This is a genomic window from Streptomyces sp. NPDC055287 (genome assembly GCF_053646035.1).
In genome coordinates this window covers 31,561-57,967 of record NZ_JBSHNE010000007.1, presented here as the reverse complement: position 1 = coordinate 57,967, position 26,407 = coordinate 31,561, and the positions used below count along the sequence as shown (strand labels likewise).

Here is a 26,407-nt window from a genome sequence, read left to right as displayed (position 1 = left end):
AATAGGGGCCACCCTGGATCCGTACAAGACAGGTGGTCAGCGGCATGGGCAACCGGAGCCGGACCCGGACGATCTTCTCGTTCATGGGAGACTCGCCCCCATGAACGGGAAGGCGACCACCATCAGAACGAGGCTGGAGAGAGGCCGGAGCGCGCTCGGGCCCGCCCTGGAACTGGTGCACACGGGACGGGCGCCCACCCGCGCCGTCCTGACCGCCGAGCTCGGCGTCACCAGGGCCACCGCCGGCGCCGTCGCCGCCGAACTGGAGGCCCTCGGGCTGATCCAGGTCGACTCCCGGCCGGGGGCGGCGGCCGGCTCGCAGGGCCGCCCCTCGCACCGGCTGGCCGTCAACGACTCCGGCCCCGTGGTCCTCGCCGCCCAGATCCACGCCGACGGCTACCGCGCGGCGCTCGTGGGCCTCGGCGGCCGGACCGTCGCGACAGCACCGGGGCGCAAGACGGTGTCCGCCGACCCGGCGCAGGTGCTCGGGGCAGTGGTCGAGGCGGGCGCGGCGCTGCTGCGCGAGAGCGGTCGCCGCTGCGTGGGCGCGGGCCTCGCCGTGCCGTCCGCCGTGGCGGAGCCGGAAGGCACCGCCCTCAACCCACTGCACCTCGCCTGGCCCGCCGGCTCCCCGGTCCGCGACATCTTCGCCGAGCAGGTAAGCGCCGCAGGGATCGCCGGACCCGCCTTCGCGGGCAACGATGTCAACCTCGCCGCACTCGCCGAGCACCGCCACGGTGCGGGCCGCGGCGCCCAGCACCTCCTCTGTGTCGCCACGGGCCACCGCGGCGTCGGCGGGGCGCTGGTCGTCGACGGCCGCCTGCACACCGGCAGTTCGGGGCTCGCCCTCGAAGTCGGACACCTCACGGTCAACCCCGACGGCCGCCCCTGCTACTGCGGCGGCCGCGGCTGCCTCGACGTCGAGACCGACCCGCTGGCCTTCCTCACCGCGGCCGGGCGCGCCCCGGGCCCCGAGGTCTCCCTGCTCCAGCAGTCCCGCGAGCTGCTGCGGGCCGAGTACGACGATCCGGCGATCAGGGGTGCGGGGGCGGAGCTGATCGACCGCCTGGGCCTCGGCCTCGCCGGACTCGTGAACATCCTCAACCCCGACCGCATCATCCTCGGCGGCCTCCACCGCGAACTGCTCGACGCCGACCCGGAACGGCTGCGCGCCGTAGTGGCCGACCGCAGCCTGTGGGGGCGAAGCGGCGGCGTGCCCATCCTGCCGTGCACGCTGGACCACAACAGCCTCGTCGGAGCGGCCGAGTTGGCATGGCAGCCGGTTCTCGACGACCCGCTCGCCGCCCTCGCCGCGTCGCACGGGACCGCATGACCGAGGCGTACCGCTCCATCGAGCCGTACGACGAGGGAAGGAGCACCCACGGCTGAGCGCCCGGCGACAAGGCTCACCCGGCCGCTGCTCCGGAATCGGGGCCCCCGCCGGAAGCAGCCGAAAGGGCTCTGCCTACTCCCCGCGTGGTACGCACACTGCCGCTGGCTGTACGACGACCAGCACCCCCTCCCGGAGCGACGCTCGTAGCACCTGACCACGAGAGCGCACCGAGGAGCTGACCGAGATGAACACCCTGGCGCACGAAGGACCGGGCCCATGGATTCTCTTCTTCCCGCTGATCTGGGCGGCCGTCGTCGTCGGCGTCGTCACCGTGCTGCGCCGCACGGTGTGGCGCGGTGGACGCGGGCGCCGTGGGCCCTGGCACGAGCGGGCGTCGTACGGCGAGAGCTCACCGATCGCCATGCTCGGCCGCCGCTTCGCCTCCGGTGAGATCGACGAGGAGGAGTACTGGCGCCGTCTGTCCGTACTGGACGAGCAGTTCGGCCGTACCGCGTCGAAGGACGGTGGCGCGTGACCAGCACCCGTACCGGCTACGGCAGCTTGAAGAGCGCCGGCGCCGACACCGTGACCAGCACCGCCGTCACGGCGACCGGCACCGAGACCGCCGCCCGCGTTGTCGACGCCGGGAAGGTCTACGGCCGGGGTGGCACCGACGGCGCCAGGCCGTCGGATCGACCCACGCCGAAGCGAGCGTCGTAGCAGTCGTCGCCTCCGCGGCCGGACTGCTCGTCGGCATCGGCGTCGCGGCCGGCCCCTGCTGGCGGTCGTCGCCTTCGTGGTGCTCGGTCCCGTTGCCTCGGCTTACGCCGTCCGGGTGCTCGGCGGCGGCCCGCTCGGCCGGATGCGTGGTCACCAGCGGTCCGGCCGGGCGCAACGCGCTGCACAGCAGACGGCGGGAAGCGGACCTTCACCGACCGGGCCGTCCTCGCACAGTCGGAACTCGCGGGCGACTGCGTCATTACGCGCGAAGCCTGGGCGCCGCACCGAGGACAGGACTCAGCCCCCCTCGTCGCCGTCAGTTGCAAGGATGGCGTGGGGGACGCCGAAGGCGCGGCAGCCGTCGAGAGGGCCGGGGCGGCGTACGGCGACCCCGAGGTGCGGACCCGCGCGGAGTACGCCCGGTCCGCGGCAGGCGCCATGGACATGATGCTGACGCCGGTCTACGCCCTGCTGGCCCTCGCGGTCGTGATCGCGCTGCTCGGCATCGCCAACACCCTGCCCCTGGCCGTCCACGAACGGACCAGGGAGCTCGGCCTCGCATTCGGTGCCTTCCCCAGCTGGTGCTCGTGAAGGCGTCCGAGGGCGCATGGCCTTCGCCGGCGCGCCTGGACGTACTGCGCGCCATCGCCACGGAGTAGGGCCCCGCGGCCTGCGGCTCGCGCCGCAGGGCGGGCCCTGGTGGCCGGAACCGCCGTCCCGTCAGCCGACTACGGCGGACCGGACGGCGGTGGGCGCGTGCGTCGCCTGGATGGCCTCGTGACCGGCCCCGGTGTCGGAGAACGGTCCGTCGGTCGTCGCTCCGTACACGGGGTACGGCGGCAAAGTCACGGCGGGAGCCGGTGTGGGGAGTGTGAACCACACGACCTTCCCGGCGTCGCCCTGCGGGCGCACGCCCCAGCTCTCGCTGACCGCCTCGATGAGAGCGAGACCGCGCCCGCTCGTCTCGGACGCGCCGGCCGCACGGACGGTGGGCAGACGCGGATCGTGGTCGTGGACGGACACCGTCAGGCGGTCGAGCAGCAGCTCGATCTCCACGGTGCACATCTTGTCCGGCTCTGCGTGCCGGTGGACGTTGGTCAGCAGTTCGGTGACGCCGAGCGCCGCCGGGTCTATCAAGGGATCCATGTGCCAGTAGCGCAATTGCGCCGAGATGATTCTGCGGACCTGACCGATCCGCGACGGCAGGGCCTGGAGCTCCACCGTGCAGTGCCTGCTTGGCTCGCTGATCACGGCTGCGACTCCCCGAATAGGTCCGGAAGAAGACGAAGAACGGATCCAGCAGTGGCTGTCTGCTGTTTGGTCCGGCGGGGCTGGTTCTCAGCGTCACCGCCGTTGCACCCTGAGTGATGTGAGACCAGGGTCACCCAGGTGTTACGGCCGCGCAACTCGCATCTCATCAGTCCCGCGAATCCTGTACGCCCGGAAGGCCGTACGCGTCCTGCGCGGCGCGGACCGCCTCCAGGAACCGGCAGGCCAGCTCCTCGCCGTCCTTGGCCTGCCCTCGCTGCCCCATGGTGAGCCGGTACCGGGTCCCGTTGACCGTCGCCACGGTGCTGTCGTCCCCGGCGAACCAGGGCCTGGCCGCGGTCACGGAGCCCAGCGGCGCGCTGTCGATCTCCCGCCCGTTGCTCGTCAGCAGGATCAGCCTGCCGTCCTTGACCAGCACCTGGCCGGCCTTGGTCAGTGAGCGGGGCCAGCGCCCTATTCGTACGCCCGTGGCGCTGAACTCGGGCTCCGCCATTCCACTTCGCCCCCTTCGCGCAGGTGTCCTCTTCGCGCAGGTTTCTCGTGCGCAGTCTGCACAAGCCGGGGCTTTTGCACCAGAGCCCCTCACGGATCGGCCGGCCCGGCCCGGGACCGCGCCCACGTGCGTACCACCCCGCCCCACAAGCGATCCCTATGGCTCCCCAAAGTCAACGTTTGTGCAGGTGAGAGGCTTAAAGTGGCAGCTGGGGACCGGAGTTTCCGGGGCGAACCAGCCGCCCCGGGAGCGCTACGACGAGGAGTGGCCCGCATGAGCACCACTGACCAGGCACGCACCGGCGGCAACGCCGTGGCGACGATCGACGTGGACCGCAGCGATCCGGAATACCGGGCCTGGCTGAAAGAGGCCGTGCGCAAGGTCCAGGCGGACGCCAACCGCTCCGCGGACACGCACCTGCTGCGCTTCCCGCTGCCCGAGGAGTGGGGGATCGACCTGTATCTCAAGGACGAGTCGACCCACCCGACCGGCAGCCTCAAGCACCGGCTCGCCCGCTCGCTGTTCCTCTACGGCCTGTGCAACGGCTGGATCAGACCCGGCAAGCCCGTCATCGAGGCGTCCAGCGGCTCGACCGCCGTCTCCGAGGCGTACTTCGCGAAGCTGATCGGCGTCCCCTTCATCGCGGTGATGCCCCGCACCACCAGCCCCGAGAAGATCCGGCTGATCCAATTCCACGGCGGGCAGTGCCACTTCGTCGACGACTCCCGGAAGATGTACGAGGAGTCGGCCGCCCTCGCGGCCCGGACCGGCGGCCACTACATGGACCAGTTCACCTATGCGGAACGCGCCACCGACTGGCGCGGCAACAACAACATCGCCGAATCCGTCTACCAGCAGCTCAGGCTGGAGCGGTACCCGGAACCGGCCTGGATCGTCGCCACCGCCGGGACGGGCGGCACGTCCGCGACCATCGCGCGCTACGTCCATTACATGCAGCACGACACGCGCATCTGCGTACCCGACCCGGAGAACTCCTGTTTCTTCGACGGCTGGACCCGGGGTGACGCGGGCGCCACGAGCGACTGCGGCTCACGCATCGAGGGCATCGGCCGGCCCCGCATGGAGCCGAGCTTCGTGCCCGGTGCGGTCGACCGGATGATGAAGGTCCCGGACGCGGCGAGCGTGGCGGCCGTACGGGCGCTGGACCGGGCCATCGGCCGCAAGGCCGGCGGCTCCACGGGGACCGGGCTGTGGAGCGCTCTGAAGATCATCGCGGGGATGGTCGCGGAGGGGGAGAGGGGCAGCGTCGTCACGCTGATCTGCGATCCCGGCGACCGCTACCTCGACAAGTACTACTCGGACGTCTGGCTCGCCGAACAGGGCCTGGACATCACCCCGTACAGCGCCGCGATCGACCAGTTCCTGGAAACCGGGGAATGGTCCTGCTGAGCGCCGGCGGCCGGTGGCCGACCGGTGGCCGACCGGTACGGGCGACCGGCGCCTAGGAAGGCGTCGAAGCCAGTCGCCGGTCGAGACTGCGCACCGCGCCGCGGAAGGCCCGTCCCAGCCCCGGCCGGCCCAGGCGCAGCGCCAGCCCGAGCGGCGCCGGTCCCGCCGCCGCGAACGTCCACCGCACCCGTGTCCCCGGACCGGCGGCCGGAGCGAGCCGCCACTCCTCCAGCAGGGCGCGTATCCCGGGTGCGTTGGTCACATCGACGCGGTACGCGTACCGCTCGCCGGGCTCCCTGGCCAGGATCGTCTCCTGGAACCGGGTGCCGCCCCTCAGGCGTACCTCGCGCCCGGCGCCGTCCGCCGTGGGTCGGCACATCGTCACCGCGCCGAACCAGGCGGGCCAGCCGGTGACGTCCTCGGCGAGCGCCCGGTACACGGCTTCCGGGGGCGCGGCCACCTCGGCCGCGAAGACCAGGCGCGTCGGCGCGGTCTCGGCGAAGTCGAGTTCCACAGGGCGGAGTCGGCGTGCCATGGGACCTGTACCCCCAGCGGGTTCGGTGGTGGACCGGGCCGTCGGACCCGGCCGCTGACCTAGCCCGCACAGATTACCTGACGGGCTGTCAGGCGTCTGCGGGGTCGCTGCTGCCGACGTACCCGGTGCCGTCCGTGCCGACAGTGCTGTCCGTGCCGGCGGTGCCGTGTGTGCCGGCGGCGCCGTCTGCGCCCCCGGCCGAAACCTCGCCGGCGACGACCAGCCCCGGCAGATGCTCGGCCATCTCCTCACGGGCCGCGTCGGACAGCCCGCCGTCCGTCACCAGGGTGTCGACCTCCTCGAGAGTCGCGAACGAACTCAGGCCCACTGTGCCCCACTTGGTGTGATCCGCGACCACGACGACCCGCCGCGCCGACCGCACCAGGCGCCGGTTCGTCTCGGCCTCCGCCAGGTTCGGCGTCGAGAGACCCGCCTCGACCGAGATCCCGTGCACCCCGAGGAACAGCACGTCGAAGTGGAGCGAGCGGATCGCCTGGTCGGCGACCGGCCCCACCAACGAGTCCGAAGGCGTCCGTACGCCGCCGGTCAGCACCACCGTGGCCGCTCCGGGCCGCGGCCCCTTCCCGCCGCCCGCGCGCTGCGCCGTGTGGAACACGTCCGCGACCCGCACCGAGTTGGTCACCACCGTCAGGTCCGGCACCTCCAGCAGGTGCTGGGCGAGCGCGTACGTCGTCGTACCGCCGGACAGAGCGATCGCGCTGCCGGGCACCGCCATCGCCGCGGCCGCCCGCGCGATGTCCTCCTTGGCGCTCAGCTCGAGGCCCGACTTCGCCTCGAAGCCCGGCTCGTGCGTACTCGCCTCGACCACCGGCACGGCGCCGCCGTGCACCTTCTCCACGACACCCTGTCGCGCCAGCGCGTCCAGGTCCCGGCGCACCGTCATGTCGGAGACGTTGAGCTTCCTGGTCAGCTCTTGGACCCGGACACCGCCGCGGCGCCTGACCTCGTCGAGGATCAAGGCACGACGCTGCTCCGCGAGCAGGTTCTGACTGTCGGTCACGGGCGGTCCGGTCCCTTCGTTCCGTGGTACAGGGCGTACAGGCATGGGGGTGGCTCATCCTCGCACGGGTGCTCGGCGGCCGGACCTCGGGGAGATTCCGTGAGATTCGGCCAGAGCCGTGTCACGACCGTCCACGATCCGGGATCCTTGAGCGGCCGCGCCGTGCGCGGAAGACGATCCTCCCACCACGAGAGCGAGCCACAGAAGTGCCCCGTGTCACACCGCCTCGCGACGACGACGCCGGAGCCGCGCTCGAACTCCTGGTCCACGGGGTCGGCGGCACCACCCCCCAGGACATGCTCGGTGATCCGCGTACGGTCCGGATCACCGGCGACGAGACCGCCGCCGTGTACCGCCGCACCGAGGACGCCGAGGAGACCGGAGCGGAACCCCCCGCAGAGCCGGGCGGTGCGCCCCGGGACCGGCGGCCGGTCCCCGAGGCCTACGTCTGGTGCAACCTCACCTCCGGCAACGGCGCCCGCGCCCTGTGGCTGCTCATGCTGCCCTTCATGGTCGCCAACCTCGCCCACTGGATGCAGCCCACCACCCGCGGACTCACCAAGACCGTGCGGATGTACGGCGTGCTGGTGCGGCTCCTCGCCCTCAGCCTCACCGTGCTGCTGATCGCCGCCGCCTGCGAGGTCGCGCTCGACCTCACCGCCTGGCAGTGCGCGGGCTCCGCCCGCTGCTCCGGCGACAAGTCGTGGCTCGGCTTCCTGTCCGCCGCGCGGGACGGCTGGTGGGCCCAGCCGGGCCGGCGCCTCGCCCTGGCCGCCCTCGTACCCGCCGCGCTGACCGGCCTGCTCTGGTACTTGTCCAACCGCACCTGGAGCGCGTACGAGTCCCAGCGTCCGCTGCCCGCCGGCGCCGAGCCCGACCCCGACGAGGCGACCGCCCGCCCCGCCCTCGGCATGCCCGGCTTCTGGTACGGCCGCCGCCTCGTCGCCCGCCTGCGCGCCGCCCACACCGCCGCCGGGTTCCTCACGGTCGCCGCCGCCCTCGCCGTAGCGGGCGCCCGCTACGACCGCCACGCCTCCGGACCGTTCCTCGAAGCGACCGGCCGGCTGCTCGAACTGGCCCTGGTCGCCGGGGCCGCCCTCGTGGTGTGGGTGGTCTGCCGCAGAGGCCGCAGCGAAAGCCGCCTCGACGTGAAGCTCGACAGGGCGGTCACCACCCTGTTGCCCGGCTCCGCGCTCGCCCTGCTGGCCGTGACGATGCTGTACGCCGCCTGGTCCCGCCCCGGCTGGGTCTCCGAAGGCCGCCTCCCCGGCGACCGTACCTTCGGCATCATCGCCCTCACCCAGGGCGGCCTGGTCGTCGCGCTCGCCGTCGTCGCGCTCGCCATGTACCGGCGCGTGCCCGACGCCCGTACGGCGATGCGCGGACTCGGCGGGCCCGCCACCGCCATGCTCGCCTGCGCGCTGGGCGGCGTCATGACCGGCGGCGTCGCCCAGCGCGTCGCCGACTGGCTCGACGGGCCGGGCACGCCGGGGGAGCCCGGCGCCACCATCGACGGGCCCCCGGTCCTGCTCACCTGGCAGGCGTCCGTCATCCCGCCGCTGCTCGTCGTCCTCCTGGCGCTGGGCGCCTTCTTCGCCGTACGCACGTGGCGCGCCCGGCGGGCCATGGCCGACGAGATCGAGGAGGAGTACCCGGACGCCGAGCCCGACCTGGTACGCACCCGCCGTATCGCCCGCATCCGTGCCATGGCAGCGCTCACCGACCGTGCCCCGGCGATCCTCGGGGTCACCTCGTCCGCCACGCTCCTCCTGGGCGCCTCCGCGCTCCTGGGTGCCTGGGTGACCGGGAAGGTGCCGGGCAGGGCCGCCTCGGGCGCCCCCGACTTCGTCGCGTCGGCGGCGCAGGCCGCGCAGGCACTCGGCTCCTGGTTGATCGGCTTCGGCTTCATACTGTTCGTCACGTGGGGACGCCGGGCCTACCGCGATGCCGCGGCCCGCCGCACCATCGGCATCCTCTGGGACGTCGGCACGTTCTGGCCGCGCGCCGCCCACCCCTTCGCGCCGCCCTGTTACGCCGAGCGCGCCGTACCCGACCTGACCTGGCGGATGGCCAGCTGGACCGACCGCACCGGCGGACGGCTCGTCATCTCCGGCCACTCCCAGGGCAGTGTGCTCGCGGCGGCCGCGGTCTGGCAACTGCCGCCGCGCACCCGGCGCCGGGTCGCCCTGCTGACGTACGGATCGCCCCTCGAGCGGCTGTACGGGCGCTGGTTCCCGGCGTTCTTCGGTACGGCCTGTCTCGCCGCGCTGAGTGAGGAAGTGCACTGCTGGCGCAACCTCTGGCGTCGTACCGATCCCATTGGCGGGCCCGTACGCGTCAAGGGCGGGCAGGGGCCCGATGTGGACCTGGAGGCGCTCAAGGACCCGCTCGCTTACGGGCGTACCAGGGAACAGCCGTTGCCCGCTCCCGTGCTCGGCCATTCCGACTACCAGGCGGATCCCGCGTTCGACCGGGAGAGGACCGCGCTGCTCGACCGGCTGCCGCCGTGCGGGGTGCCCCGGCAGCGGCCCGACGCCTCTCTCGGTCAGGGAAGTTCGGGCAGGTCCTCGGGGTAGAGGAGGGTCAGGTCGTCCGTGTTCATCTCGGTGAGCTGGGCGACCCGGCCGGCGTGCCGCTCCACCATCGACTCGAACGTCTGCCGCGCGGTTCGGCCGTTGCCGAACGCGGGTCCCTTGGGAAGCGCCGTGAAGTACTTGAGAAGCGCTTCGGCCGTTCCCGTACCGAGCCGGTACTCGTGGTCCTCGGCCTGCTGCTCCACGATCCGCAACAGCTCTTCGGGGGCGTAGTCGGAGAAGGTGATCGTGCGCGAGAAGCGCGAGGCCACGCCGGGGTTGACGTTCAGGAAGCGCTCCATCTCCGCCGTGTATCCGGCGACGATGACGACGACCGCCTCCCGGTGGTCCTCCATCAGCTTCACCAGCGTGTCGATGGCTTCCTTGCCGAAGTCGCGCCCCGAGTCCTCAGGGGACAGGGCGTACGCCTCGTCGATGAACAGCACACCGCCGCGCGCCCGGTCGAACGCCTCCTGGGTGCGGATGGCCGTCGAGCCGATGTGCTCACCCACGAGGTCCACCCGGGACACCTCGACGAGATGGCCGCGCTCCAGCACCGCGAGCGAGGCCAGGATCTCGCCGTACAGCCGCGCGACGGTCGTCTTGCCCGTGCCGGGGGAGCCGGTGAAAACCAGATGCCGCCGGACGGAGGCGGCCTTGAGGCCGGCCTCCTGGCGGCGGCGGCCGATCTCGATCATGTCGGTGAGAGCCCGCACCTCACGCTTGACGCTCTCCAGGCCCACCAGAGCGTCCAGTTCACCCAGCACGGCCTTCGACGTACGGGCCGGCTCCGCGTCCGGCAGAGGGGCGGTCACGGACTCTGTGGCACGCTGCCCGGGAACCGCGCCGAGCAGCCCGGTGGTCTGCGTCGCGGTCAGCACGGCGGGGATTTCGGGGGCCGGCGTACGTACGCCGCTCTCGTCGCTGGTGCAGTCCTCGACGAGCGGTCCGTCCTCGGCGAACTCGTAACCACCGCGCGCGCAGCGCTCCGTACGGCAGCGGGTCAGTGTCGTACGGCAGCCGTCGATCACGTGGAAGCCGTAACCGCTGCTCCCCGTCACCCGGCAGCCGTGGAAAGTGCCGCGGCCCTCGGCGGACACGTAGAAGCCCGCCTCGGCGGGCGAGGTGACCGTGCAGCGTTCTATGCGCGGGTCGGCCCCCTTGGTGACGATGACGCCGGTCTGCGCCCCGTCGATCGTGCAGCCGGAAAGGGTGCCCCCGCTGCCGTGGTCGCGGAACCACGCACCGGTCGACGCCTCGCGGATCCGGCAGTCGTCGAGCTGAGCGGTCGCGCCGTCGCTCACGGACACCGCCGTGTTGCGGACCTGGGACAGGTCGCTGTCGACGACATCGGCGCGCGAGCCGCGGTCTAGTACGAACAGCGCGTCCGGGACGTCGTGCACCCGGCAGCCCTCGAGAACGGCGGTCGCGCCGTCGCTGATCCAGACGGCCGGATAGTCGCCCGTACTGTCGTGGATCTCGCACTGGTTGGCGTCCACGCGCGTACCGGGGTCCCAGACGGACAGCCCGTTGCGGCCGAAGCGGCGCACCGTGGAACGGGTGAGCGTGAGGACCGCGCGCGAGCGCAGATCGATCGCGTTCTCCGGGATGTCGTGGATGTCGCAGTCGGAGAGTGTCAGCACGGCGTCGGTGTCGAGGGTGACACCGTCGGCCGAAGTGCGGTGCACCGTGCAGTCGGTGAGGTGGGCCGAGGCGCGGGCGGCGACCTGGACGCCCGTGCCCTTGACCTCGTACACCTCGCACCCGAAGGCCTCCAGGCCAGTGCCCTCACCGGTCACGGACAGGCCGGCTCCCGACGTGTGGTGGACGCGGCACCGTTCCAGGCGGGGGTGGGCGCCGCCGCGCACCGAGACGCCCGACTGGCCGGCCGCGACCACCTCGCACTCCTCGAACACCCCGCCCGCCCCCTCCAGTACACCGATGCCGACGCCCGCCGGGTTGTCGACGGTGCAGCGGCGCACCGTCGGCCGGGCCGCGCCGCGCACCTCGATGCCGACGGCGGAACGCGTCACGATGCGCAGGTCGAGCAGTTCGGGAGTGCCGTCCTCGACGAGCAGGGCGGGGGAGGCCGTGTCCTGCCCTTCGACGTAGAGGTCCTGGACCACGGCGGAGGCGCGCACGGTCAGCGCCACACCGTCCACGGGGGCGATCCGGACCGAGCCGACCGTCCCCTCGGGGCCGCGCAGGGTCACGGCGCGCTCGACGACGAGGTTCTCCCGGTAGGTGCCAGGGGCGACGGTGAGCACGTCGCCGTCCCCCGCGGCCTCCAGGGCTGCGGCGAGGGAGGCGTATTCGCCTGTGCGGCGCCGCCACCGCGACGTGCCGGTGTGCGTCACCTGGACCGTGCCCTGTGCCATGGCGTTGCTGTGCCCCCACCTTGTGCTGACGTGCTGACGAACTGGCCGCTCCACCGTAGCGCGCGCCGGGGAGGGGAGTTGACCGGTCAGCCCTGCCGGGGGAGGCTCTGTGAGGACGCCCGGCGGACTCTCAGCTGCCCGCGCCCGTACGTCCCCAGTCCGGACCGGCCTTGGCCCATGCCTGGTCCAGCCGGTCGTACCGACGCAGCATGAGCCGCCATACGATCAGGCGCCTGCCGCTCTCGAAGAGCGCCGCCGTGGCCGCCGCCGCGCCGATGCCCGCGATGGCGGCGTGGGTGGAGGCCGTGGCGTCGTCCATGGGGCGGGTGACGACCTGGCCCTGTTCGTTCGTCCACACCTCGAAGCGGTCGCCGGGACGTGCGATCCGCTGCCCGGTCGTCACCGTCCCGGTGTGCCGGGTGCCGTCGTGCGCGGTCCAGCGGGCCACGACCCGGGCGCGCCCCGCTCGCTCCGACGAGACCTCGGGGTCGGACACCATGGCCGGCTCCGGTGCGGTCCGGACGACGAGGGCCGTCGTCCGGTGGCGCTGCTCGTGCTGGACGCGCGCCGACTCCCGCAGTGCCTCATGGGTGAGCGTGCCGCAGAGCCATCCGGCCGCCGGGGCCACGAGGGCGATCAGCAGTACGACGGCGAAGGCCACATATGCCTCGACGAGGTCGGTCCTACGGCACAAGGGGCTGTGCCTGCGGCGCCACACTCCCACTGCAGTCCGCACGGTCCCGCACCCCCTTCCGCGGCGTCCGCCTCTTCAACGCGTCGGCCGCCCCGGCGGGTTCCCACGGTCAGGGGGCCTATTCGAGGATTCTCACCGGATCGCCGACACGGATGGTCCCGGTTCCCTCCGGTACGAGATTCTGCCCGAAGAGCAGCTTGTCGCCGGAGCGCCGGTGCCTGGCGAGCGTACGCAACGGCTCCTTGCCCCGCTCGGCCGTCCGCTGGTCGGTGGTGGTGACGACACAGCGGGCGCACGGCTCGGTGACACGGAAGGTGACGTCCCCTATCGCGATCCGCTTCCAGTCGTCCTCCGCCCAGGGGGCGGTGCCGTCCAGGACCACGTTCGGCCGGAATCGGCTCATCGGAAGCGGGCCCTCGTCCGCGTGGTCACCCTGCGCGATGAGGGAGTTGAGGGCGTCGAGCGAGGAGAGGGTGGTGACCAGCAGGGGATAGGCGTCGGCGAAACTCACGGTCTCGCCGGGCCTCCCGTACGCCGGAGCGACCGGACGGCGCCGCGCCGGGTCGTCGAGATGGACGAGACGCACCTCGGTGCCCAGGTAGTCGCTGAACCAGGCGTGCGCCCCCGCGTCCGCCTCGACCACGTCCACCTTGTCCTTCCAGAGCTGCACACCCGCTGTGCCCGCCGGCTCGGGCACGGCAACGCTCAGCGGCTCGCGCCCGGGCGCGGACAGCCATATCCCTCCGTCCGGCAGGAGCTCGGCACCTGCCAGCGCGAGACGCGGCTGAGGGCGCTGCGTGACCACCTTGCCCGCAGGGTCGACCAGCATCCATCTGCGGTCCCCGGCAGGACCCCACGGCTCGACCCGCACCTCGTCCGGCGCGTACCCCGCCGCCGACTTGACCGGATAGACATGGACCGCATGGAGCAGGGAATTCGGCATGCGGCCAATCCTGCCAGCCAGGTCCGACAGTCGTACGTCCGGTCAGTACCCCCGGCCCTGGTACTGGTGGTTGTACGGGTCGTCGTAGGGCGAGGCCGCGGGCACCGGACGGGGTGCCGCGGGGCGCATGGACTCGTACCCCGTGGCGGCGGCCTGGCGCGGCTGCTGCTGTTGGTACTGCTGCGGACCCGGGTAACCCCGCGGACCCGATGCCTGCTGCGGGATGTACGGCGCGGGCGCGTGCTGGAGCGGCGCCGGCTGGGGCGCTGCCTGCTGCGGGTAACCGTACGAAGGGTTGGGGGCGTAGTAGGAAGGCGCCGCGGGAAGTGCGGGAAGCGCCGCCGGGAGGGCCGGCAGATAGCTGTTTCCGGTGTCGTACGCGGAGGGCACCCGGATAGGAGCGATCTGGGGCGTGCCCCGTTCTGCGACGAGGGAGTCGTAGATCGGAGTGTCCGGGAAGGACGGGGCGGAGTAGTAACCGCCGCCGTAGGTGGCGCGGGGGGAGGTCATGGCACCTAAGTTAAGCCGAAGATGTTCTGGTTGGGGAGCCCGATAAGAGGGTTGTTTTACGAGTTGGGAGTGACGGTGGATCCCTAATCCGAGCGAACTTGGGAAAAACGGTCGCCGCACCGCGTTGAGATCGTGTAAAGAGTGCGCTGGCCATGGGTTACCCAGGGTCTCCGGGCGATCTTGAGACCGTCTTCGAGGGCTCGGGGAGCGTCGGGGAATAGGTTGGCCGTACAGAAATCCTCAGACACCCGCAGTCGCGATGGGGGCGATCATGTCCATGCTTAAAGGAACCAATGTGCCGGTGCCGGCACAGGCGGTGCGCGTCGAATTGGGATGGCGTTCAGGTGCCGGTGTACCGGACGTCGACGCATCCGGCCTCCTGCTGGTGTCGGGAAAGGTCCGTTCGGACGCGGACTTCGTCTTTTACAACCAGCCGGCGCACGCGTCGGGCGCGGTACGCCACGAGGGCAAGACGCCCGTCGGCGACGGCGTGACGGACACGCTCTCCGTCGACCTCGCTCGAGTGGAGGCCGCCGTCGAGACCGTGGTGGTCGCGGCCTCGGCGGACGGCGGCAACTTCGGGCAGGTGCCGGGACTTTTCGTCCGGGTGCTGGACGCCGCGAACGGCACGGAGATCGCCCGCTTCGACAGCCAGGACGCGAGCGCCGAAACGGCCTTCGTCCTCGGTGAGCTCTACCGGCGGCAGGGTGCGTGGAAGTTCCGCGCCGTGGGCCAGGGGTACGACAGTGGACTCGAAGGGCTGGCCAGGGACTTCGGCATCAGCGTCGACGAGCCCCAGCAGCAGTCGCCCGCCCCGGCCCCGGTCTCGCCTCCGGTCTCGGTTCCGGCCCCCGCGCCGGTCGCGGCCGCCGCCCCGGCCGCGCCCTCCTCCGCTCCCGTACGCCTCACCAAGATCACACTCACCAAGGAAGCCCCCGCCGTATCCCTCGCCAAACAGGGCGGCACCACGGGCATGATGCGCGTGAACCTGAACTGGGAGGTGCGCAAGCAGTTCAAGGGCTGGGCCGCCAAGCTGGGCAGGGCCGTCGCCATGCACGGCGACCTCGACCTCGACCTGTGCGCCCTCTACGAACTCACCGACGGCCGCAAGGGGGTCGTGCAGGCACTCGGCAACGCCTTCGGGTCGCTGCAGCAGCCGCCGTACATCCATCTCGACGGCGACGACCGCACCGGGGCCGTGAGCACCGGCGAGAACCTGACCATCAACCTCGACCACAAGGACAAGCTCCGCCGCCTCCTCATCTTCGTCGCCGTCTATGAAGGGGCCCGGTCCTTCGCCGACCTGCACGCCACGGTCACCCTCACGCCGCAGAACGGCGCCCCCATCGACTTCTCGCTCGACGAGTGCACCGTGCCCTCCACCGTCGCGGCGCTGGCCCTCATCACCAACGAGGGCGGCGATCTGACCGTGCGCCGCGAAGCGCGCTATCTCGTACCGGAGCGCGGTGTCAGCCCGCAGCGCACCATCGACCACGCGTACGGGTGGGGCATGAACTGGTCACCCGGCAGGAAGTGACCGCCGGGCGACCGCTTCAGCTCTCGGGCGCGGCTTCAGGGCGGCTGTACGTACGCCCCTTCCAGGCCGCGCCCCGCCCCCGGTGGTGCTGTACCGCGGAGTCCACTGTCATCAGTAGATAGAGGACAGCGGTGAAGGACAGCAGCGGCGCGAGCCACAGGGGCTGGCCGTAGTAACGCAGAACGGGAAGGTACGTACCGGTCATTACTGCCCACGCCAGGCCGCCCGCCCAAGCCGCCACCGCGTCAACCGACAGCACACCGGCGCAGAGCGTGAGCGGGGGCGCGAGATACACCAGCGCGAGCCCCACGACCGTTCCCGCGAGCAGCAGCGGGCTGTGCCGCAGTTGCGCGTACGCGCTGCGCGAGACCATCCGCCACAGATCGCCGAGCCGCGGATACGGGCGCACACTGTTCACCCGCTCGGCGAGCCCCAGCCAGAGGGTGCCCTCACTGCGCTGTACCGCCCCGGCGAGCGACACATCGTCGATCACCGCCTGGTGGATCGAGTCGGGCACGCGCGCGCGTGCCGCGGCCTCCGTCCGCAGCAGCACACAGCCGCCGGCGGCCGCCGCGGTCCTGGCCCCCGCCCTGTTGACCCACCGGAACGGATAGAGCTGTGCGAAGAAGTACACGAACGCGGGAACGACCAAGCGCTCCCACCCGCTGACGACGCGCAACCGCGCCATCTGGGAGACCATGTCGAGGTGGTTCGTACGGGCCGCGGCCACCAGCTCGCGCAGGCTCCCCGGAGCGTGCGCGATGTCGGCGTCCGTGAGGAGCAGATACTCCGGTTCGCGCTCGCACTCCCGTCCCCGCGCGCGGGCCAGGGCGATGCCGTGCCGCAGGGCCCAGAGCTTGCCGGTCCAGCCCGGCTCCGGTTCGCCGGGCGAGACCACGGTCAGTGGCAGCCCGCCCTGCCGTCCGGCCAGCTCCCGCGCCAGGTCGCCCGTACCGTCCGCGCTGCCGTCGTCGACCAGGATGATCTCCGCCCGCCCCGGGTAGTCCTGCGCGAGGAGCGTCGGCAGGCTCAGGGGAAGCATCTCTGCCTCGTCGCGGGCCGGAACGACCACGGCGACATCGGGCCACGCGTCGGGGTCCTCGCGGCGCGGCAGCCGCTGGTCCGTACGCCAGAAGAATCCCTGGCCCAGCAACAGCCACACCCAGGCGGCCAGCGATACGAGGGCGATCCACGCAACAGCGCTCATCCGCCGCAGTCTGCCCCACCCCGAGGGCCGAGCGAGGGCGGTCGACTATGGTGACCGGGTGAAGATCGCGCTCATGGACTCGGGAATCGGCCTTCTGGCGGCGGCCGCTGCGGTGCACCGGATACGGCCCGACGCCGATCTGGTCCTCTCCTCCGCCCCCGACAGCATGCCCTGGGGCCCGCGTACGCCGGCCGACGTGACCGAGCGCGCACTCGCGGTGGCGCGCGCCGCGGCCGAGCACCGGCCCGACGCGCTGATCGTCGCCTGCAACACCGCGTCGGTGCACGCCCTCGCCGCACTCCGCGCGGAGCTGGAGCCTGGAATCCCGGTCATCGGCACCGTGCCCGCGATCAAGCCGGCCGCCGTCGGCGGAGGGCCCGTCGCCATCTGGGCCACTCCCGCGACCACGGGCAGTCCGTACCAGCGCGGCCTCATTCGTGACTTCGCCGAAGGCGTCGCCGTCACCGAAGTGCCGTGCCCGGGTCTCGCCGACGCCGTGGAGCACGCCGACGAGGACGCCATCGGCCGGGCGATCGCGGCGGCCGCCGTCCTCACCCCGCGGGATGTAAGGGCCGTCGTCCTGGGCTGCACCCATTACGAACTGGTCGCCGAGCGCATCCGCGCCGCCGTACAGCCGCACGGCCTGCCGCCCGTGGTGCTCCACGGATCCGCCGAAGCCGTGGCCGCCCAGGCCCTGCGCCGCATCGGCGCGCAGCCGGCCCCCGCGGCCACACCGGGCACGATCACCGTGCTGCTCGGCGGACGAGGTTCAGCGCTGCCCGCCGCCGCGCTCGCGTACGCCGAAGGCCGCCTGCTGGACACGGTCGACGCCGCGCGCTGAGCACCGTCCGGCCGACAGGGTCCCGGCTCGGCGCTGCCCTTGACGCGGAACGTGAGTACGCTGCTACGCATGAAGGACCACCCCCACAGCGAGGGGCGGGTCACGGAGCCCCTTCCCGTGATCTGGACCGGACGCGCGACCAACCGTGCGCAGTGGCTGCTCGCTGCCGTCGGCGTCGGCTGTCTCGCACTCGGTGTCAAGCTGGCCGTCGATTCGAACTGGACTTCCGGCGTCGCCCCGCTCGTGATGTCGGTCGTGGGCTGCCTCGCGGCCGGGTTGCTCATCCTCTTCGGGACGCTCGCCTTCGTTCATGTGGCCGTCAAGGTCGACAGCGACGCGCTCGAGGTCCGCTGCGGCCACATCGGTCTGCCGCGTCGGCGCATCCTGCTCGCCCATGTGGTGCGGGCGGAGTTCGTGCCGAGAGTCACGCCACGGCATTGGGGCGGCTGGGGCTACCGCTGGCGCCCCGGCAAGGGGATGGGCGTGATCGTCCGCAGAGGCGAAGGGGTCGTCCTGCGGCTGGGTGACGGCCGCATCTTCACGGTGACCGTGGACGACGCGGAAACGGCGGTACGTGTCATCCGCGCCCGCCTGCACGCGGCCGCGACCGGCAAGCTTCGCTAACGGCCGTTGGCCCGCGCGGCCTCCGTCCCGGAGGCGGCCGCGTCGCCGCCCCCGTCGTCCGACAGCCGCCGCGCCGTGGCGAGCCCCGCCAGCACCCCCGCTCCCGCGGTCACCGCCGTGAAGCTGAGCGCGTTGCCGATGCCCGCCAGCGCCGCGACAGCGGTGAGTGCCGTCGCCGCCGTCAGGACCACCGGCGTGTCGCGGGGGGAGCGCCACAGCCCGTACAGCATCCAGCCGAACGCGGCGCCCAGCAGAACGGCCCCCGCGACGCCCTGCTCGGCGGCCAGCTGCAACGGCGCCGAGTGGGGCTTGCCGTCGGAGCGAGGCGTCTGCTGCGCGGTGGGGCTCAGCCTGCCGAACCGTTCGGGGCCCGCGCCGCGCGCCGGGTACTCCTTGGCGAGGCCGAGCGCGTCACGCCACAGCAGCACCCGGTTCGTGGTCAGCTGCCCCTCGAGCGAGACCGTGAGACCACCCGGCAGCGCGTCCTCGGCCACCGCCCACGAACCACCCACCACGAGCCCGGTCGCCAGGGCCAGGCCCGCCAGGCCCACAGCCCTGCGGCGCATCCGTGCCGCGGCGAGCGAACACAGCAGTACACCGAGCGCCCCCATGAAGCCGGCCACAGAACCGAGCATCAGTCCCGTCACGGCGATCCCGAGCGCCAGCACCCGGAGCGCGCAGCGCAGCGGATACGCACGGGCGGCCCATGCCGCACAGCAGGCCGCGCCCGAGGCCAGCGCCAGCAGCGCGGCGGTGGCGCCCGTGCTCCCGAAGCTGTGGCCGCCGGCTACCGCGCCCGGCAGATCACCCGGTAGGCCGTGGTCCGGACGCAGCGAGACGGCCAGGGCGAGTGCGGCGAGCGCGGCGGCCGAGGCGGTGGCGACCGGCAGCAGCGAGCCACAGATCCGGCCGCACGCGTACCCGCCGGCGACCGCGAGCACCGCCAGCAGGACACCTTCGGGCCTGGCCTCCCGCCCCGCGGCGGCGACCAGCGACCAGACGGCGCAGCCGCCCAGGATCACGACGCCGGCGGCATCGGTGAGCTCTCCGCGTTCGCGCGCGCCGGAACCCACGGCCGGTGCAGCCATCCCGTCGACCCCCCGACCTGAGACGGGCCCCGCCCACCACGGCCGGACGGGCCGGGTGCCGGGGACTGGCGCACACGGTAACGGCAGGGGCGGTGATGTGTGTACAAGTTGCGCAGGAACGTTGCTTCGGCCGCCGAGGCCGCGCTCCCCGTCTGCCGCCCGGCCACCGTAGACTCCGCCTCGTGAGCGCCACCCCCACCGCCATAGACCAGCCCGCGCGACAGCCGGCCCCGCCCTCCGACGACACCACTCGCGGGAGAAGCGGAAGAATGCTGACCCGGCTCGTTGCCCCCGCGGCCGCCGTTCTCTCCGGTCTGCTCCTGTACGCGAGCTTCCCGCCCCGTCCGCTGTGGTGGCTGGTGCTGCCCGGGTTCGCCCTGCTCGCGGCGTGCCTGTACGGGCGCCGGGCGCGGGCCGCGTTCGGCCTCGGGTTCCTCGCCGGCCTCGGCTTCCTGCTGCCGCTGCTCAGCTGGACGGGCGAAGAGGTGGGCCCGGTGCCGTGGCTGGCGCTCGCCACCGCCGAGGCGCTGTTCGTCGCGGTGTGCTGCGTCGGTATCGCCATGGTGACCCGGCTGCCGCTGTGGCCTGTGTGGGGCGCGGCCGTGTGGATCCTGAGTGAGGCCGTGCGGGCGCGCGTGCCGTTCGGCGGCTTCCCCTGGGGCAAGATCGCCTTCGGGCAGGCGGACAGCGTTTTCCTTCCCCTGGCCGCGGTCGGCGGTACGCCCGTGCTGGGGTTCGCGGTCGTGCTGTGCGGCTTCGGCCTCTACGAAGCGGTACGCCAGTTCCGCACATACCGCTCGACCCGTGAAGTACCGCGCAGGGGGGCGGCCATCGCCGCCCTGACGGTCCTCGTACCGGTCACGGCGGCGCTGGCCGCCCTGCCGCTCGTCGACGACTCCGCGCAGGACGGCACCGCCACGGCCGCCGCGATCCAGGGCAACGTGCCGCGGCTGGGCCTCGACTTCAACGACCAGCGCCGCGCGGTGCTGGACAACCACGCACGGCGTACGGAGGAGCTCGCCGACGACGTCAGGGCCGGCAAGGTGCCCCAGCCCGACTTCGTCCTGTGGCCGGAGAACTCCTCGGACCTCGACCCCTACCGCAACGACGACGCCCGCACGGTGATCGACCGGGCCGTTCGCGCGATCGGCGCCCCGACGGTCGTCGGAGCGGTACTCACGCCCGACACGGGAAAGCTCCGCAACACGCTCATCGAGTGGGACCCGGAGCGCGGCCCTGTCGCGACGTACGACAAGCGCCATGTCCAGCCGTTCGGCGAGTACATCCCGATGCGTTCCTTCGTACGGCTCTTCAGCTCGGATGTCGACCGCGTACGCAGGGACTTCGGCCCGGGCAGCAAGGTGGGCGTCTTCGACCTCGCCGGCACCAAGGTGGGGCTCGCCACCTGCTACGAGGCGGCCTTCGACTGGGCGGTGCGTGACACCGTCACCGGCGGCGCCCAGCTCATCACCGTACCCAGCAACAACGCCACCTTCGGGCGCAGCGAGATGACGTACCAGCAACTCGCGATGTCCAGGGTGCGGGCCGTCGAGCACAGCCGTGCCGTCGTCGTTCCCGTGACCAGCGGAGTCAGTGCCGTCATCCAGCCGGACGGGAAGGTCGTACAGAAGACACAGATGTTCACTCCGGACGCCCTGGTCGCCGAAGTGCCGCTGCGCTCTTCGCTCACCCCCGCGACGCGCCTCGGCACGATCCCCGAGGGCGTACTGGTGGTGCTCGCCGGGGCCGGTCTCGGGTGGGCCGTGTTCCGCGCCGTACGCGCGCGCCGGGGAACGTCCGCATGAGCTTTTGCGACGCTGCGAGTTCCGTGAGTTCCGCGCCCCGGAGCGCCCGTTAGGGTCGGACCATGGGAACCCCCGATTTCATCCGCGAGCTCCGGGCCACCGCAGGCCACCAGCTTCTCTTCCTGCCGGGCGTCAGCGCCATCGTCCTCGACGACGCGGGCAGAGTGCTGCTCGGGCGCCGGGCCGACACCGGGAACTGGTCGGTCATCTGCGGCATCCCGGAACCGGGGGAACAGCCGGCGGCGGCGGCTGTGCGCGAGGTGTTCGAGGAGACCGCCGTGGAGTGTGTGGCGGAACGCGTCGTGCTCGTACAGGCGACGAAGCAGGTCGAGTACCCGAACGGCGACCGGTGCCAGTACATGGACATCACGTTCCGGTGCCGGGCAGTCGGCGGAGACGCACGGGTCAACGACGACGAGTCGCTGGAGGTGGGCTGGTTCTCGATGGACGCCCTCCCGGACCTCCACGAGTTCTCCCTCCTGAGGATCAAGCAGGCCCTCACCGACGACCCCACATGGTTCACGCCCACCACACAGCCGTGAAGTATGGGTGGTGACCACATCGGTGCCGGGGTGAGCGCTGCCTAGGGTCGTGGGCATGACCGCGCCCACCACACATCCCGCGCCCGCATTCGGCCCCGACCTCGGCGGGCGTACCGCGCTCGTCACCGGAGCGGCGGGAGGCATCGGCCGCGCCTGCGTGCTGCGGCTCGCGGCCGCCGGTGCCAAGGTCAGAGCCGTCGACCGGGACGCGGAGGGGCTCGACGCCCTCGCCGGGCAGGCGCAGGGCCTCGCCGGCGTGGTGGAGCCGCAGACCCTCGACCTCACCGACCTCGACGCGGCGGAACAGGTGGCGGCGGGCACGGACATCCTCGTTAACAACGCCGGACTGCAACTGGTCCGCCCCATCGAGGAATTTCCGCCGGACGTCTTCCACACCGTCCTGACCGTGATGCTCGAAGCGCCGTTCCGGCTGATCCGGGGAGCGCTTCCGCACATGTACGGGCAGGGCTGGGGCCGGATCGTCAACATCTCCTCCGTCCACGGGCTGCGGGCCTCCGCGTACAAGTCGGCGTACGTCGCCGCCAAGCACGGGCTCGAAGGGCTCTCCAAGACCGCGGCGCTCGAGGGCGCCGAGCACGGCGTCACATCGAACTGCGTCAGTCCCGGGTACGTCCGCACACCGCTCGTGGAGCGGCAGATCGCCGACCAGGCGGCCGCGCACGGACTGGCGGAGGAACGCGTGCTCGCCGACGTACTGCTCAAGGACTCCGCTCTCAAGCGCCTCCTCGAACCGGACGAGGTCGCCGAGGCTGTCGCGTACTTGTGCGGCCCCCACGCATCGTTCATCACGGGAACTTCGCTGCCCCTCGACGGCGGCTGGACCGCTCACTAGCTGGTTGAGTGTCTCCATGTCCCACGATCAGGCACCCGGCAGCGAAGTCCCTTACCTGGAACTCCTCGCGCGCGGGGCCGCCGCCGACGCATACGAGCGGCCCGTGCTGGTCGCCCGCGCGGACGGCGCGCCGTCAGAGACGCTCGCCGCCCTCGAAACCGCGAAGGCGCACGCGCTGCGGGTACGCGCGGAACTGGAGGGGCGGCGACGGCGCGAGGCCGAGCTGTCCGCGCTGTACGAGACCGCCCACGACCTCGCCGGGCTGCGCGACCTCGACGCCGTACTGGCGGCGATCGTGCAGCGGGCCCGCTCGCTCCTGGGCACGGAGGTCGCTTACCTGAGCCTCAACGACCCGGTGGCGGGCGACACGTACATGCGGGTCACCGAAGGCTCGGTGTCGGCCCGTTTCCAGCAGCTGCGGCTCGGCATGGGGGAGGGGCTCGGCGGGCTCGTCGCCCAGACCGCCCGCCCCTACGCGACCGAGAGCTACTTCGACGACCCCCGGTTCCAGCACACCTGGACCATCGATTCGGGCGTACGCGACGAAGGGCTCGTCGCCATCCTCGGCGTGCCGCTCACGCTCGGCAGCCAGGTCATCGGCGTGCTCTTCGCCGCCGACCGCCGCGCCCGTGTGTTCGAGCGCGAACAGATCGCCCTGCTCGGCTCGTTCGCCGCCCACGCCGCTGTCGCGATCGACACCGCGAACCTGCTGGCCGAGACGCGCTCCGCGCTCGCCGAGCTGGAGAAGGCCAACGAGATCATCCGCGACCGAAGCGGCGTCATCGAGCGCGCCTCGGACGTGCACGACCGGCTGACCGAACTCGTGCTGCGCGGCGGCGGCGTCCACGACGTGGCGAGCGCGGTCTCCGAGGTGCTTCACGGGAACGTCGAGTTCACAGACGCCGACGGGGAGCCCGCGGGCACGGACGGGCATGCGGTACGGCGCGGCGACGACTGGGAGGTCAGCGTTTCCGCGGGCGGCGAACTCCTCGGCGCGCTCGTCCTGCACGGCCAACCCGACCTGGACCCCGTCGACCAGCGCACACTCGAACGCGCCGCCATGGTGACGTCGCTGCTGCTCCTGGCAAGGCGCTCGGCCGGCGAGGCCGAACAGCGCGTACGGGGTGAACTCCTCGACGACCTCCTCGACGCCCCGGACCGCGACCCCCGCCTGCTGCGCGAACGCGCTGCCCGGTTGCGCGCCGACCTCGACGCCCCCCATGTGGTGCTCGCCGCCCGTATCGAAGCGCCCAGGGAGGCCAGTGTCGAGCGGGAGAGCGCGGACCGCAGACGGCTTTGGTCCGCCGCTTCGCACCTGGCGGCGACCGGCCACGGCCTCGCGGCGGCGCGCGACGGCGGCACCGTACTGCTGCTGCCGCTGGGCAGCGGCGACAGCGCCGCCGCTCTCGCCCGCCAGACGGCGAAACACCTGGGCGGCGCCCTGCGCGAGCCCGTCACGGTCGGCGCCTCGGGGCCGGTGGACGCGCCGGCGGCACGCCCCGGCGAGGTGGCGGGGGCGTACGAGGAAGCGCGCCGGTGCGTCGACGCGCTGCGGCTGCTCGGCCGTTCCGGGGAAGGGGCGGCGGCGGAGGACTTCGGCTTCCTGGGCCTGCTGCTCGCGGACAGCCGGGACGGCCGTTCCGGGGGCGCTGTCGGAGGGTTCGTGCGCCGCACGATCGGCGAGGTGGTCGCCTACGACCGGCGCCGGGGCACGGACTTGGTGCGCACCCTGGACGCTTACTTCGCGTGCGGGATGAGCCCTGCTCGCACGAAGGACGCGCTGCACGTTCATGTGAACACCGTGGCGCAGCGGCTGGAGCGGATCGGCAGGCTGCTGGGCGCCGACTGGCAGTCGCCGGAGCGCGCCTTGGAGGTGCAGTTGGCGCTGCGTCTGCATGGACTGTCGTCGGCGATCACGCCCTGAGAAGAGACCGTGCACGCAAACGTCCGGAGAACGTTCCCGTGCACGGTCTTTTCACAGCGTGCGTGTCCGCGTGCCCGCTCAGACGGTGCGGGCGCCGGCGGCCTCGACGACAGGGCCGTCTTCCTTGCCCGGCTCCGCCCCCACGTTCCCCAGGTCCCGGTGGCGGGTCTCCTTCGCGCATGCGACCGCGACCACCGTGATGAGCGCGGCGGCGATGACGTACAGGGCGATCGGAGTGGAGCTGTCGTACTCCGTGAGGAGCGCGGTGGCGATCAGCGGCGCCGGGGCACCGGCCGCGACCGAGGAGAACTGCGCGCCGATCGAGGCACCGGAGTAGCGCATGCGGGTCGCGAACATCTCGGAGAAGAAGGCCGCCTGCGGTGCGTACATCGCGCCGTGGAAGACCAGTCCGACCGTCACGGCCAGGAGCAGGCTTCCGAAGCTCTTGGTGTCGATCAGCATGAAGAACGGGAACATCCACAGGCCGACGCCGACCGCACCGAGCAGATAGACGGGCCGGCGCCCGACCCGGTCCGACAGGGCGCCCCAGGCGGGGATCACCGCGAAGTGGACGGCGGAGGCGATCAGTACCGCGTTGAGCGCGGTCTGCTTGCTCAACTGCGCCTCCGTCGTCGCGTAGACGAGGATGAAGGCGGTGATGACGTAGTAGCTGATGTTCTCCGCCATGCGGGCGCCCATCGCGATCAGCACATCGCGCCAGTGGTGACGCAGGACGGCGACCAGCGGCATCTTCTCGGCGACCGCGGAGGCGCTCTTGCGGGCCTCGGCCTGGGCCAACGCGGCCTTGAAGACGGGGGATTCATCGACAGAGAGACGAATCCACAGACCGACGATCACGAGCACACCGGACAGCAGGAACGGTATACGCCAGCCCCATGCGAGGAAGGCGGAGTCCGACAGCAGCGCGGTCAGGGCGGACAGCACCGCGGTGGCGAGCAACTGCCCGGCAGGCGCCCCGGTCTGTGGCCAGGAGGCCCAGAATCCACGTCGCTTCGCGTCCCCGTGCTCCGACACCAGCAGCACCGCTCCGCCCCACTCGCCACCGAGCGCGAAGCCCTGGACGAGCCGTAGCACGGTGAGCAGGACGGGCGCGGCGGAGCCGATGGTGGAGTGCGTCGGCAGCAGCCCGATGGCGAAGGTGGCACCGCCCATCAGCAGCAGGCTCAGCACCAGCAGCTTCTTGCGGCCGAGCCGGTCGCCGTAGTGCCCGAAGACGAGCGCCCCGAGCGGCCTGGCGGCGAAGCCGACCGCATAGGTCAGGAAGGCGAGGAGGGTGCCGACGAGAGGGTCGGAACCGGGAAAGAACAGCTCGTTGAAGACGAGCGCGGCGGCGGACCCGTACAGGAAGAAGTCGTACCACTCGATGGTGGTCCCGATGAGGCTGGCGGCGACGATGCGCTTGAGGGTGCTGGGCGCTGGGGGAGCGGCGGGTGGGGCGGCCATGAGTACCACTTCCGGACAGTTGGCGGGGACGTTTGTGTGTTGCCACACCGTAGAAACGCCCAGGTCAACGTCCCATGTGGTGGGACACCATAGTTCTTGGTGCGCCTGTGCGCCCGGCCACCATGACAGGCACGCGGACGCGCTCCGAGCACCGCATGGAGGCAAACAGGTGCCTGTCAGAGCCCCTCCAGCGGCACGCGGATGTGAAACGGCCGCGCATGATCAGCCGCACCACGCTGCTGGTGCCGATGACCTCCAAAGCCAAGTGGGTGCCCATCGCCACCGGTGCCGCTGCCTTTAGGGGCGTCCGGAGCGCAGACCAGCGTGATGCGGGTCAGCAACGCAAGGAGCCGCAACTCCGGATAGCTGTCGCTCGGCGGAGCATCCGGCGGGGCTGTCGCCGAGACGGCGCTGCCGGCGAGGGGGCTGATCGGTGGTGGCGCTCCGAGTGCCGCAGCCGGACAGGACCACGCGGCCGAACACGGCCACCAGCGCACCCGTACTCCCCTTCACCCGGAGCGGACAACTCGCCACGGTTCCGGCATCGGGGTGTGTGCCAGCTGCTGGCATCCGCGGACCTCTCGCGTGTTACTTGTCGGTAAGGAATGATGGCGGACAACCATCCAGGCAACCGGGGCTGAGG

Annotated in this window: 23 protein-coding genes and 1 pseudogene; 13 read left to right on the top strand and 11 right to left on the bottom strand. The window is 72.1% G+C overall.

Translation table 11 applies throughout. The features are described 5' to 3' along the window. Positions 1 to 100 precede the first annotated feature (100 nt). The 4 genes and pseudogenes from ACWIHY_RS13645 to ACWIHY_RS13630 form a co-directional block, all read left to right on the top strand. Entirely contained in the window at positions 101 to 1,333 is a 1,233-nt protein-coding gene (locus tag ACWIHY_RS13645; RefSeq protein WP_454375823.1) for an ROK family protein, read from the top strand. 244 nt (positions 1,334 to 1,577) lie between these two features. Beyond that, on the top strand, positions 1,578 to 1,868 hold the full coding sequence (locus ACWIHY_RS13640) for an SHOCT domain-containing protein (RefSeq protein WP_454375822.1): 291 nt from the start codon (positions 1,578 to 1,580) through the stop codon (positions 1,866 to 1,868). Further along, positions 1,865 to 2,053 carry a hypothetical protein gene (locus tag ACWIHY_RS13635; protein WP_454375821.1) on the top strand — a complete coding sequence of 63 codons (189 nt, stop codon included), beginning with the start codon at positions 1,865 to 1,867 and terminating at the stop codon, positions 2,051 to 2,053. The genes ACWIHY_RS13640 and ACWIHY_RS13635 overlap by 4 nt, the downstream gene beginning before the upstream one ends. A 174-nt stretch (positions 2,054 to 2,227) precedes the next feature. Continuing rightward, a pseudogene (locus ACWIHY_RS13630) lies at positions 2,228 to 2,644 on the top strand (ABC transporter substrate-binding protein); the annotation flags it as partial. 129 nt (positions 2,645 to 2,773) lie between these two features. On the opposite strand, the gene ACWIHY_RS13625 reads toward ACWIHY_RS13630, so the two are convergent. Continuing rightward, a complete protein-coding gene (locus ACWIHY_RS13625) occupies positions 2,774 to 3,304 on the bottom strand; it encodes an ATP-binding protein (protein WP_454375820.1) in 531 nt (176 codons plus the stop codon). Between the two features lie 166 nt (positions 3,305 to 3,470). Next, the gene (locus tag ACWIHY_RS13620) at positions 3,471 to 3,815 is read right to left on the bottom strand and encodes a hypothetical protein (protein WP_454375819.1); all 345 of its coding nucleotides are present in this window, start codon (positions 3,813 to 3,815) and stop codon (positions 3,471 to 3,473) included. Between the two features lie 273 nt (positions 3,816 to 4,088). Here ACWIHY_RS13620 and ACWIHY_RS13615 point away from each other — a divergent pair, with 273 nt between their 5' ends. Beyond that, positions 4,089 to 5,225 (top strand): PLP-dependent cysteine synthase family protein, encoded by a 1,137-nt coding sequence (locus ACWIHY_RS13615; RefSeq protein WP_454375818.1) that lies wholly within the window; start codon positions 4,089 to 4,091, stop codon positions 5,223 to 5,225. Positions 5,226 to 5,277: 52 nt separating this feature from the next. Here the strand turns inward: ACWIHY_RS13615 and ACWIHY_RS13610 are convergent, their stop codons facing one another. After that, positions 5,278 to 5,760: an SRPBCC family protein gene (locus ACWIHY_RS13610; protein WP_454375817.1), complete on the bottom strand. Its 483-nt coding sequence runs from the start codon at positions 5,758 to 5,760 to the stop codon at positions 5,278 to 5,280. Between the two features lie 88 nt (positions 5,761 to 5,848). Next, the gene (locus ACWIHY_RS13605) at positions 5,849 to 6,781 is read right to left on the bottom strand and encodes a DeoR/GlpR family DNA-binding transcription regulator (protein WP_454375816.1); all 933 of its coding nucleotides are present in this window, start codon (positions 6,779 to 6,781) and stop codon (positions 5,849 to 5,851) included. Between the two features lie 206 nt (positions 6,782 to 6,987). Here ACWIHY_RS13605 and ACWIHY_RS13600 point away from each other — a divergent pair, with 206 nt between their 5' ends. Continuing rightward, complete coding sequence (locus ACWIHY_RS13600; RefSeq protein WP_454375815.1) at positions 6,988 to 9,357, top strand: hypothetical protein; 2,370 nt, start codon at positions 6,988 to 6,990, stop codon at positions 9,355 to 9,357. Here the strand turns inward: ACWIHY_RS13600 and ACWIHY_RS13595 are convergent. From ACWIHY_RS13595 to ACWIHY_RS13580, 4 genes are all read right to left on the bottom strand, one after another. Then, complete coding sequence (locus ACWIHY_RS13595; protein ID WP_454375814.1) at positions 9,327 to 11,732, bottom strand: right-handed parallel beta-helix repeat-containing protein; 2,406 nt, start codon at positions 11,730 to 11,732, stop codon at positions 9,327 to 9,329. The two genes, ACWIHY_RS13600 and ACWIHY_RS13595, sit on opposite strands and share 31 nt — an antisense overlap. 130 nt (positions 11,733 to 11,862) lie before the next feature. Then, on the bottom strand, positions 11,863 to 12,468 hold the full coding sequence (locus ACWIHY_RS13590; RefSeq protein WP_454375813.1) for an Rv1733c family protein: 606 nt from the start codon (positions 12,466 to 12,468) through the stop codon (positions 11,863 to 11,865). A gap of 76 nt (positions 12,469 to 12,544) precedes the next feature. Further along, positions 12,545 to 13,369: an MOSC domain-containing protein gene (locus ACWIHY_RS13585; protein ID WP_454375812.1), complete on the bottom strand. Its 825-nt coding sequence runs from the start codon at positions 13,367 to 13,369 to the stop codon at positions 12,545 to 12,547. A 42-nt stretch (positions 13,370 to 13,411) separates the two neighbouring features. Then, positions 13,412 to 13,879 carry a DUF6643 family protein gene (locus tag ACWIHY_RS13580; protein WP_454375811.1) on the bottom strand — a complete coding sequence of 156 codons (468 nt, stop codon included), beginning with the start codon at positions 13,877 to 13,879 and terminating at the stop codon, positions 13,412 to 13,414. A 259-nt stretch (positions 13,880 to 14,138) separates the two neighbouring features. Between ACWIHY_RS13580 and ACWIHY_RS13575 the strand changes: the two genes are divergently transcribed. Then, a complete protein-coding gene (locus ACWIHY_RS13575; protein WP_454375810.1) occupies positions 14,139 to 15,416 on the top strand; it encodes a TerD family protein in 1,278 nt (425 codons plus the stop codon). A gap of 16 nt (positions 15,417 to 15,432) precedes the next feature. Here ACWIHY_RS13575 and ACWIHY_RS13570 read toward each other — a convergent pair whose 3' ends face one another. Continuing rightward, on the bottom strand, positions 15,433 to 16,623 hold the full coding sequence (locus ACWIHY_RS13570) for a glycosyltransferase (RefSeq protein WP_454375809.1): 1,191 nt from the start codon (positions 16,621 to 16,623) through the stop codon (positions 15,433 to 15,435). A gap of 58 nt (positions 16,624 to 16,681) precedes the next feature. On the opposite strand from ACWIHY_RS13570, the gene ACWIHY_RS13565 reads away from it, so the two are divergent. Together ACWIHY_RS13565 and ACWIHY_RS13560 are read left to right on the top strand one after the other, a co-directional pair. Beyond that, the gene (locus ACWIHY_RS13565; RefSeq protein ID WP_454375808.1) at positions 16,682 to 17,464 is read left to right on the top strand and encodes a glutamate racemase; all 783 of its coding nucleotides are present in this window, start codon (positions 16,682 to 16,684) and stop codon (positions 17,462 to 17,464) included. 69 nt (positions 17,465 to 17,533) lie between these two features. Further along, the gene (locus ACWIHY_RS13560) at positions 17,534 to 18,088 is read left to right on the top strand and encodes a hypothetical protein (RefSeq protein WP_454375807.1); all 555 of its coding nucleotides are present in this window, start codon (positions 17,534 to 17,536) and stop codon (positions 18,086 to 18,088) included. On the opposite strand, the gene ACWIHY_RS13555 is transcribed toward ACWIHY_RS13560, so the two are convergent. Further along, the gene (locus ACWIHY_RS13555) at positions 18,085 to 19,176 is read right to left on the bottom strand and encodes an O-antigen ligase family protein (protein WP_454375806.1); all 1,092 of its coding nucleotides are present in this window, start codon (positions 19,174 to 19,176) and stop codon (positions 18,085 to 18,087) included. The genes ACWIHY_RS13560 and ACWIHY_RS13555 overlap by 4 nt on opposite strands. 182 nt (positions 19,177 to 19,358) lie before the next feature. On the opposite strand from ACWIHY_RS13555, the gene lnt reads away from it, so the two are divergent. The 4 genes from lnt to ACWIHY_RS13535 all read left to right on the top strand — a co-directional run bounded on the left by lnt (position 19,359) and on the right by ACWIHY_RS13535 (position 24,300). Further along, a complete protein-coding gene (lnt, locus tag ACWIHY_RS13550) occupies positions 19,359 to 20,981 on the top strand; it encodes an apolipoprotein N-acyltransferase (protein ID WP_454375805.1) in 1,623 nt (540 codons plus the stop codon). 62 nt (positions 20,982 to 21,043) lie between these two features. Further along, positions 21,044 to 21,523: an NUDIX hydrolase gene (locus ACWIHY_RS13545; RefSeq protein WP_454375804.1), complete on the top strand. Its 480-nt coding sequence runs from the start codon at positions 21,044 to 21,046 to the stop codon at positions 21,521 to 21,523. Between the two features lie 55 nt (positions 21,524 to 21,578). After that, complete coding sequence (locus tag ACWIHY_RS13540; protein WP_454375803.1) at positions 21,579 to 22,376, top strand: 3-hydroxybutyrate dehydrogenase; 798 nt, start codon at positions 21,579 to 21,581, stop codon at positions 22,374 to 22,376. Positions 22,377 to 22,392: 16 nt separating this feature from the next. After that, complete coding sequence (locus ACWIHY_RS13535) at positions 22,393 to 24,300, top strand: helix-turn-helix domain-containing protein (RefSeq protein WP_454375802.1); 1,908 nt, start codon at positions 22,393 to 22,395, stop codon at positions 24,298 to 24,300. Positions 24,301 to 24,378: 78 nt separating this feature from the next. Here ACWIHY_RS13535 and ACWIHY_RS13530 read toward each other — a convergent pair whose 3' ends face one another. Beyond that, complete coding sequence (locus ACWIHY_RS13530) at positions 24,379 to 25,764, bottom strand: MFS transporter (RefSeq protein ID WP_454375801.1); 1,386 nt, start codon at positions 25,762 to 25,764, stop codon at positions 24,379 to 24,381. Positions 25,765 to 26,407 lie beyond the last annotated feature (643 nt).

What these genes read in the sequence shown, in the direction of transcription:
- ACWIHY_RS13595 (WP_454375814.1), bottom strand. Translation starts at nt 11,732, where the DNA reads ATGGCACAGGGCACGGTCCAGGTGACGCACACCGGCACGTCGCGGTGG.
- ACWIHY_RS13530 (WP_454375801.1), bottom strand. Translation starts at nt 25,764, where the DNA reads ATGGCCGCCCCACCCGCCGCTCCCCCAGCGCCCAGCACCCTCAAGCGC.
- ACWIHY_RS13540 (WP_454375803.1), top strand. Translation starts at nt 21,579, where the DNA reads ATGACCGCGCCCACCACACATCCCGCGCCCGCATTCGGCCCCGACCTC.
- ACWIHY_RS13545 (WP_454375804.1), top strand. Translation starts at nt 21,044, where the DNA reads ATGGGAACCCCCGATTTCATCCGCGAGCTCCGGGCCACCGCAGGCCAC.
- ACWIHY_RS13575 (WP_454375810.1), top strand. Translation starts at nt 14,139, where the DNA reads ATGGGGGCGATCATGTCCATGCTTAAAGGAACCAATGTGCCGGTGCCG.
- ACWIHY_RS13615 (WP_454375818.1), top strand. Translation starts at nt 4,089, where the DNA reads ATGAGCACCACTGACCAGGCACGCACCGGCGGCAACGCCGTGGCGACG.
- ACWIHY_RS13585 (WP_454375812.1), bottom strand. Translation starts at nt 13,369, where the DNA reads ATGCCGAATTCCCTGCTCCATGCGGTCCATGTCTATCCGGTCAAGTCG.
- ACWIHY_RS13610 (WP_454375817.1), bottom strand. Translation starts at nt 5,760, where the DNA reads ATGGCACGCCGACTCCGCCCTGTGGAACTCGACTTCGCCGAGACCGCG.
- ACWIHY_RS13570 (WP_454375809.1), bottom strand. Translation starts at nt 16,623, where the DNA reads ATGAGCGCTGTTGCGTGGATCGCCCTCGTATCGCTGGCCGCCTGGGTG.
- ACWIHY_RS13640 (WP_454375822.1), top strand. Translation starts at nt 1,578, where the DNA reads ATGAACACCCTGGCGCACGAAGGACCGGGCCCATGGATTCTCTTCTTC.
- ACWIHY_RS13555 (WP_454375806.1), bottom strand. Translation starts at nt 19,176, where the DNA reads ATGGCTGCACCGGCCGTGGGTTCCGGCGCGCGCGAACGCGGAGAGCTC.
- ACWIHY_RS13620 (WP_454375819.1), bottom strand. Translation starts at nt 3,815, where the DNA reads ATGGCGGAGCCCGAGTTCAGCGCCACGGGCGTACGAATAGGGCGCTGG.
- ACWIHY_RS13560 (WP_454375807.1), top strand. Translation starts at nt 17,534, where the DNA reads ATGAAGGACCACCCCCACAGCGAGGGGCGGGTCACGGAGCCCCTTCCC.
- ACWIHY_RS13645 (WP_454375823.1), top strand. Translation starts at nt 101, where the DNA reads ATGAACGGGAAGGCGACCACCATCAGAACGAGGCTGGAGAGAGGCCGG.
- ACWIHY_RS13535 (WP_454375802.1), top strand. Translation starts at nt 22,393, where the DNA reads ATGTCCCACGATCAGGCACCCGGCAGCGAAGTCCCTTACCTGGAACTC.
- ACWIHY_RS13580 (WP_454375811.1), bottom strand. Translation starts at nt 13,879, where the DNA reads ATGACCTCCCCCCGCGCCACCTACGGCGGCGGTTACTACTCCGCCCCG.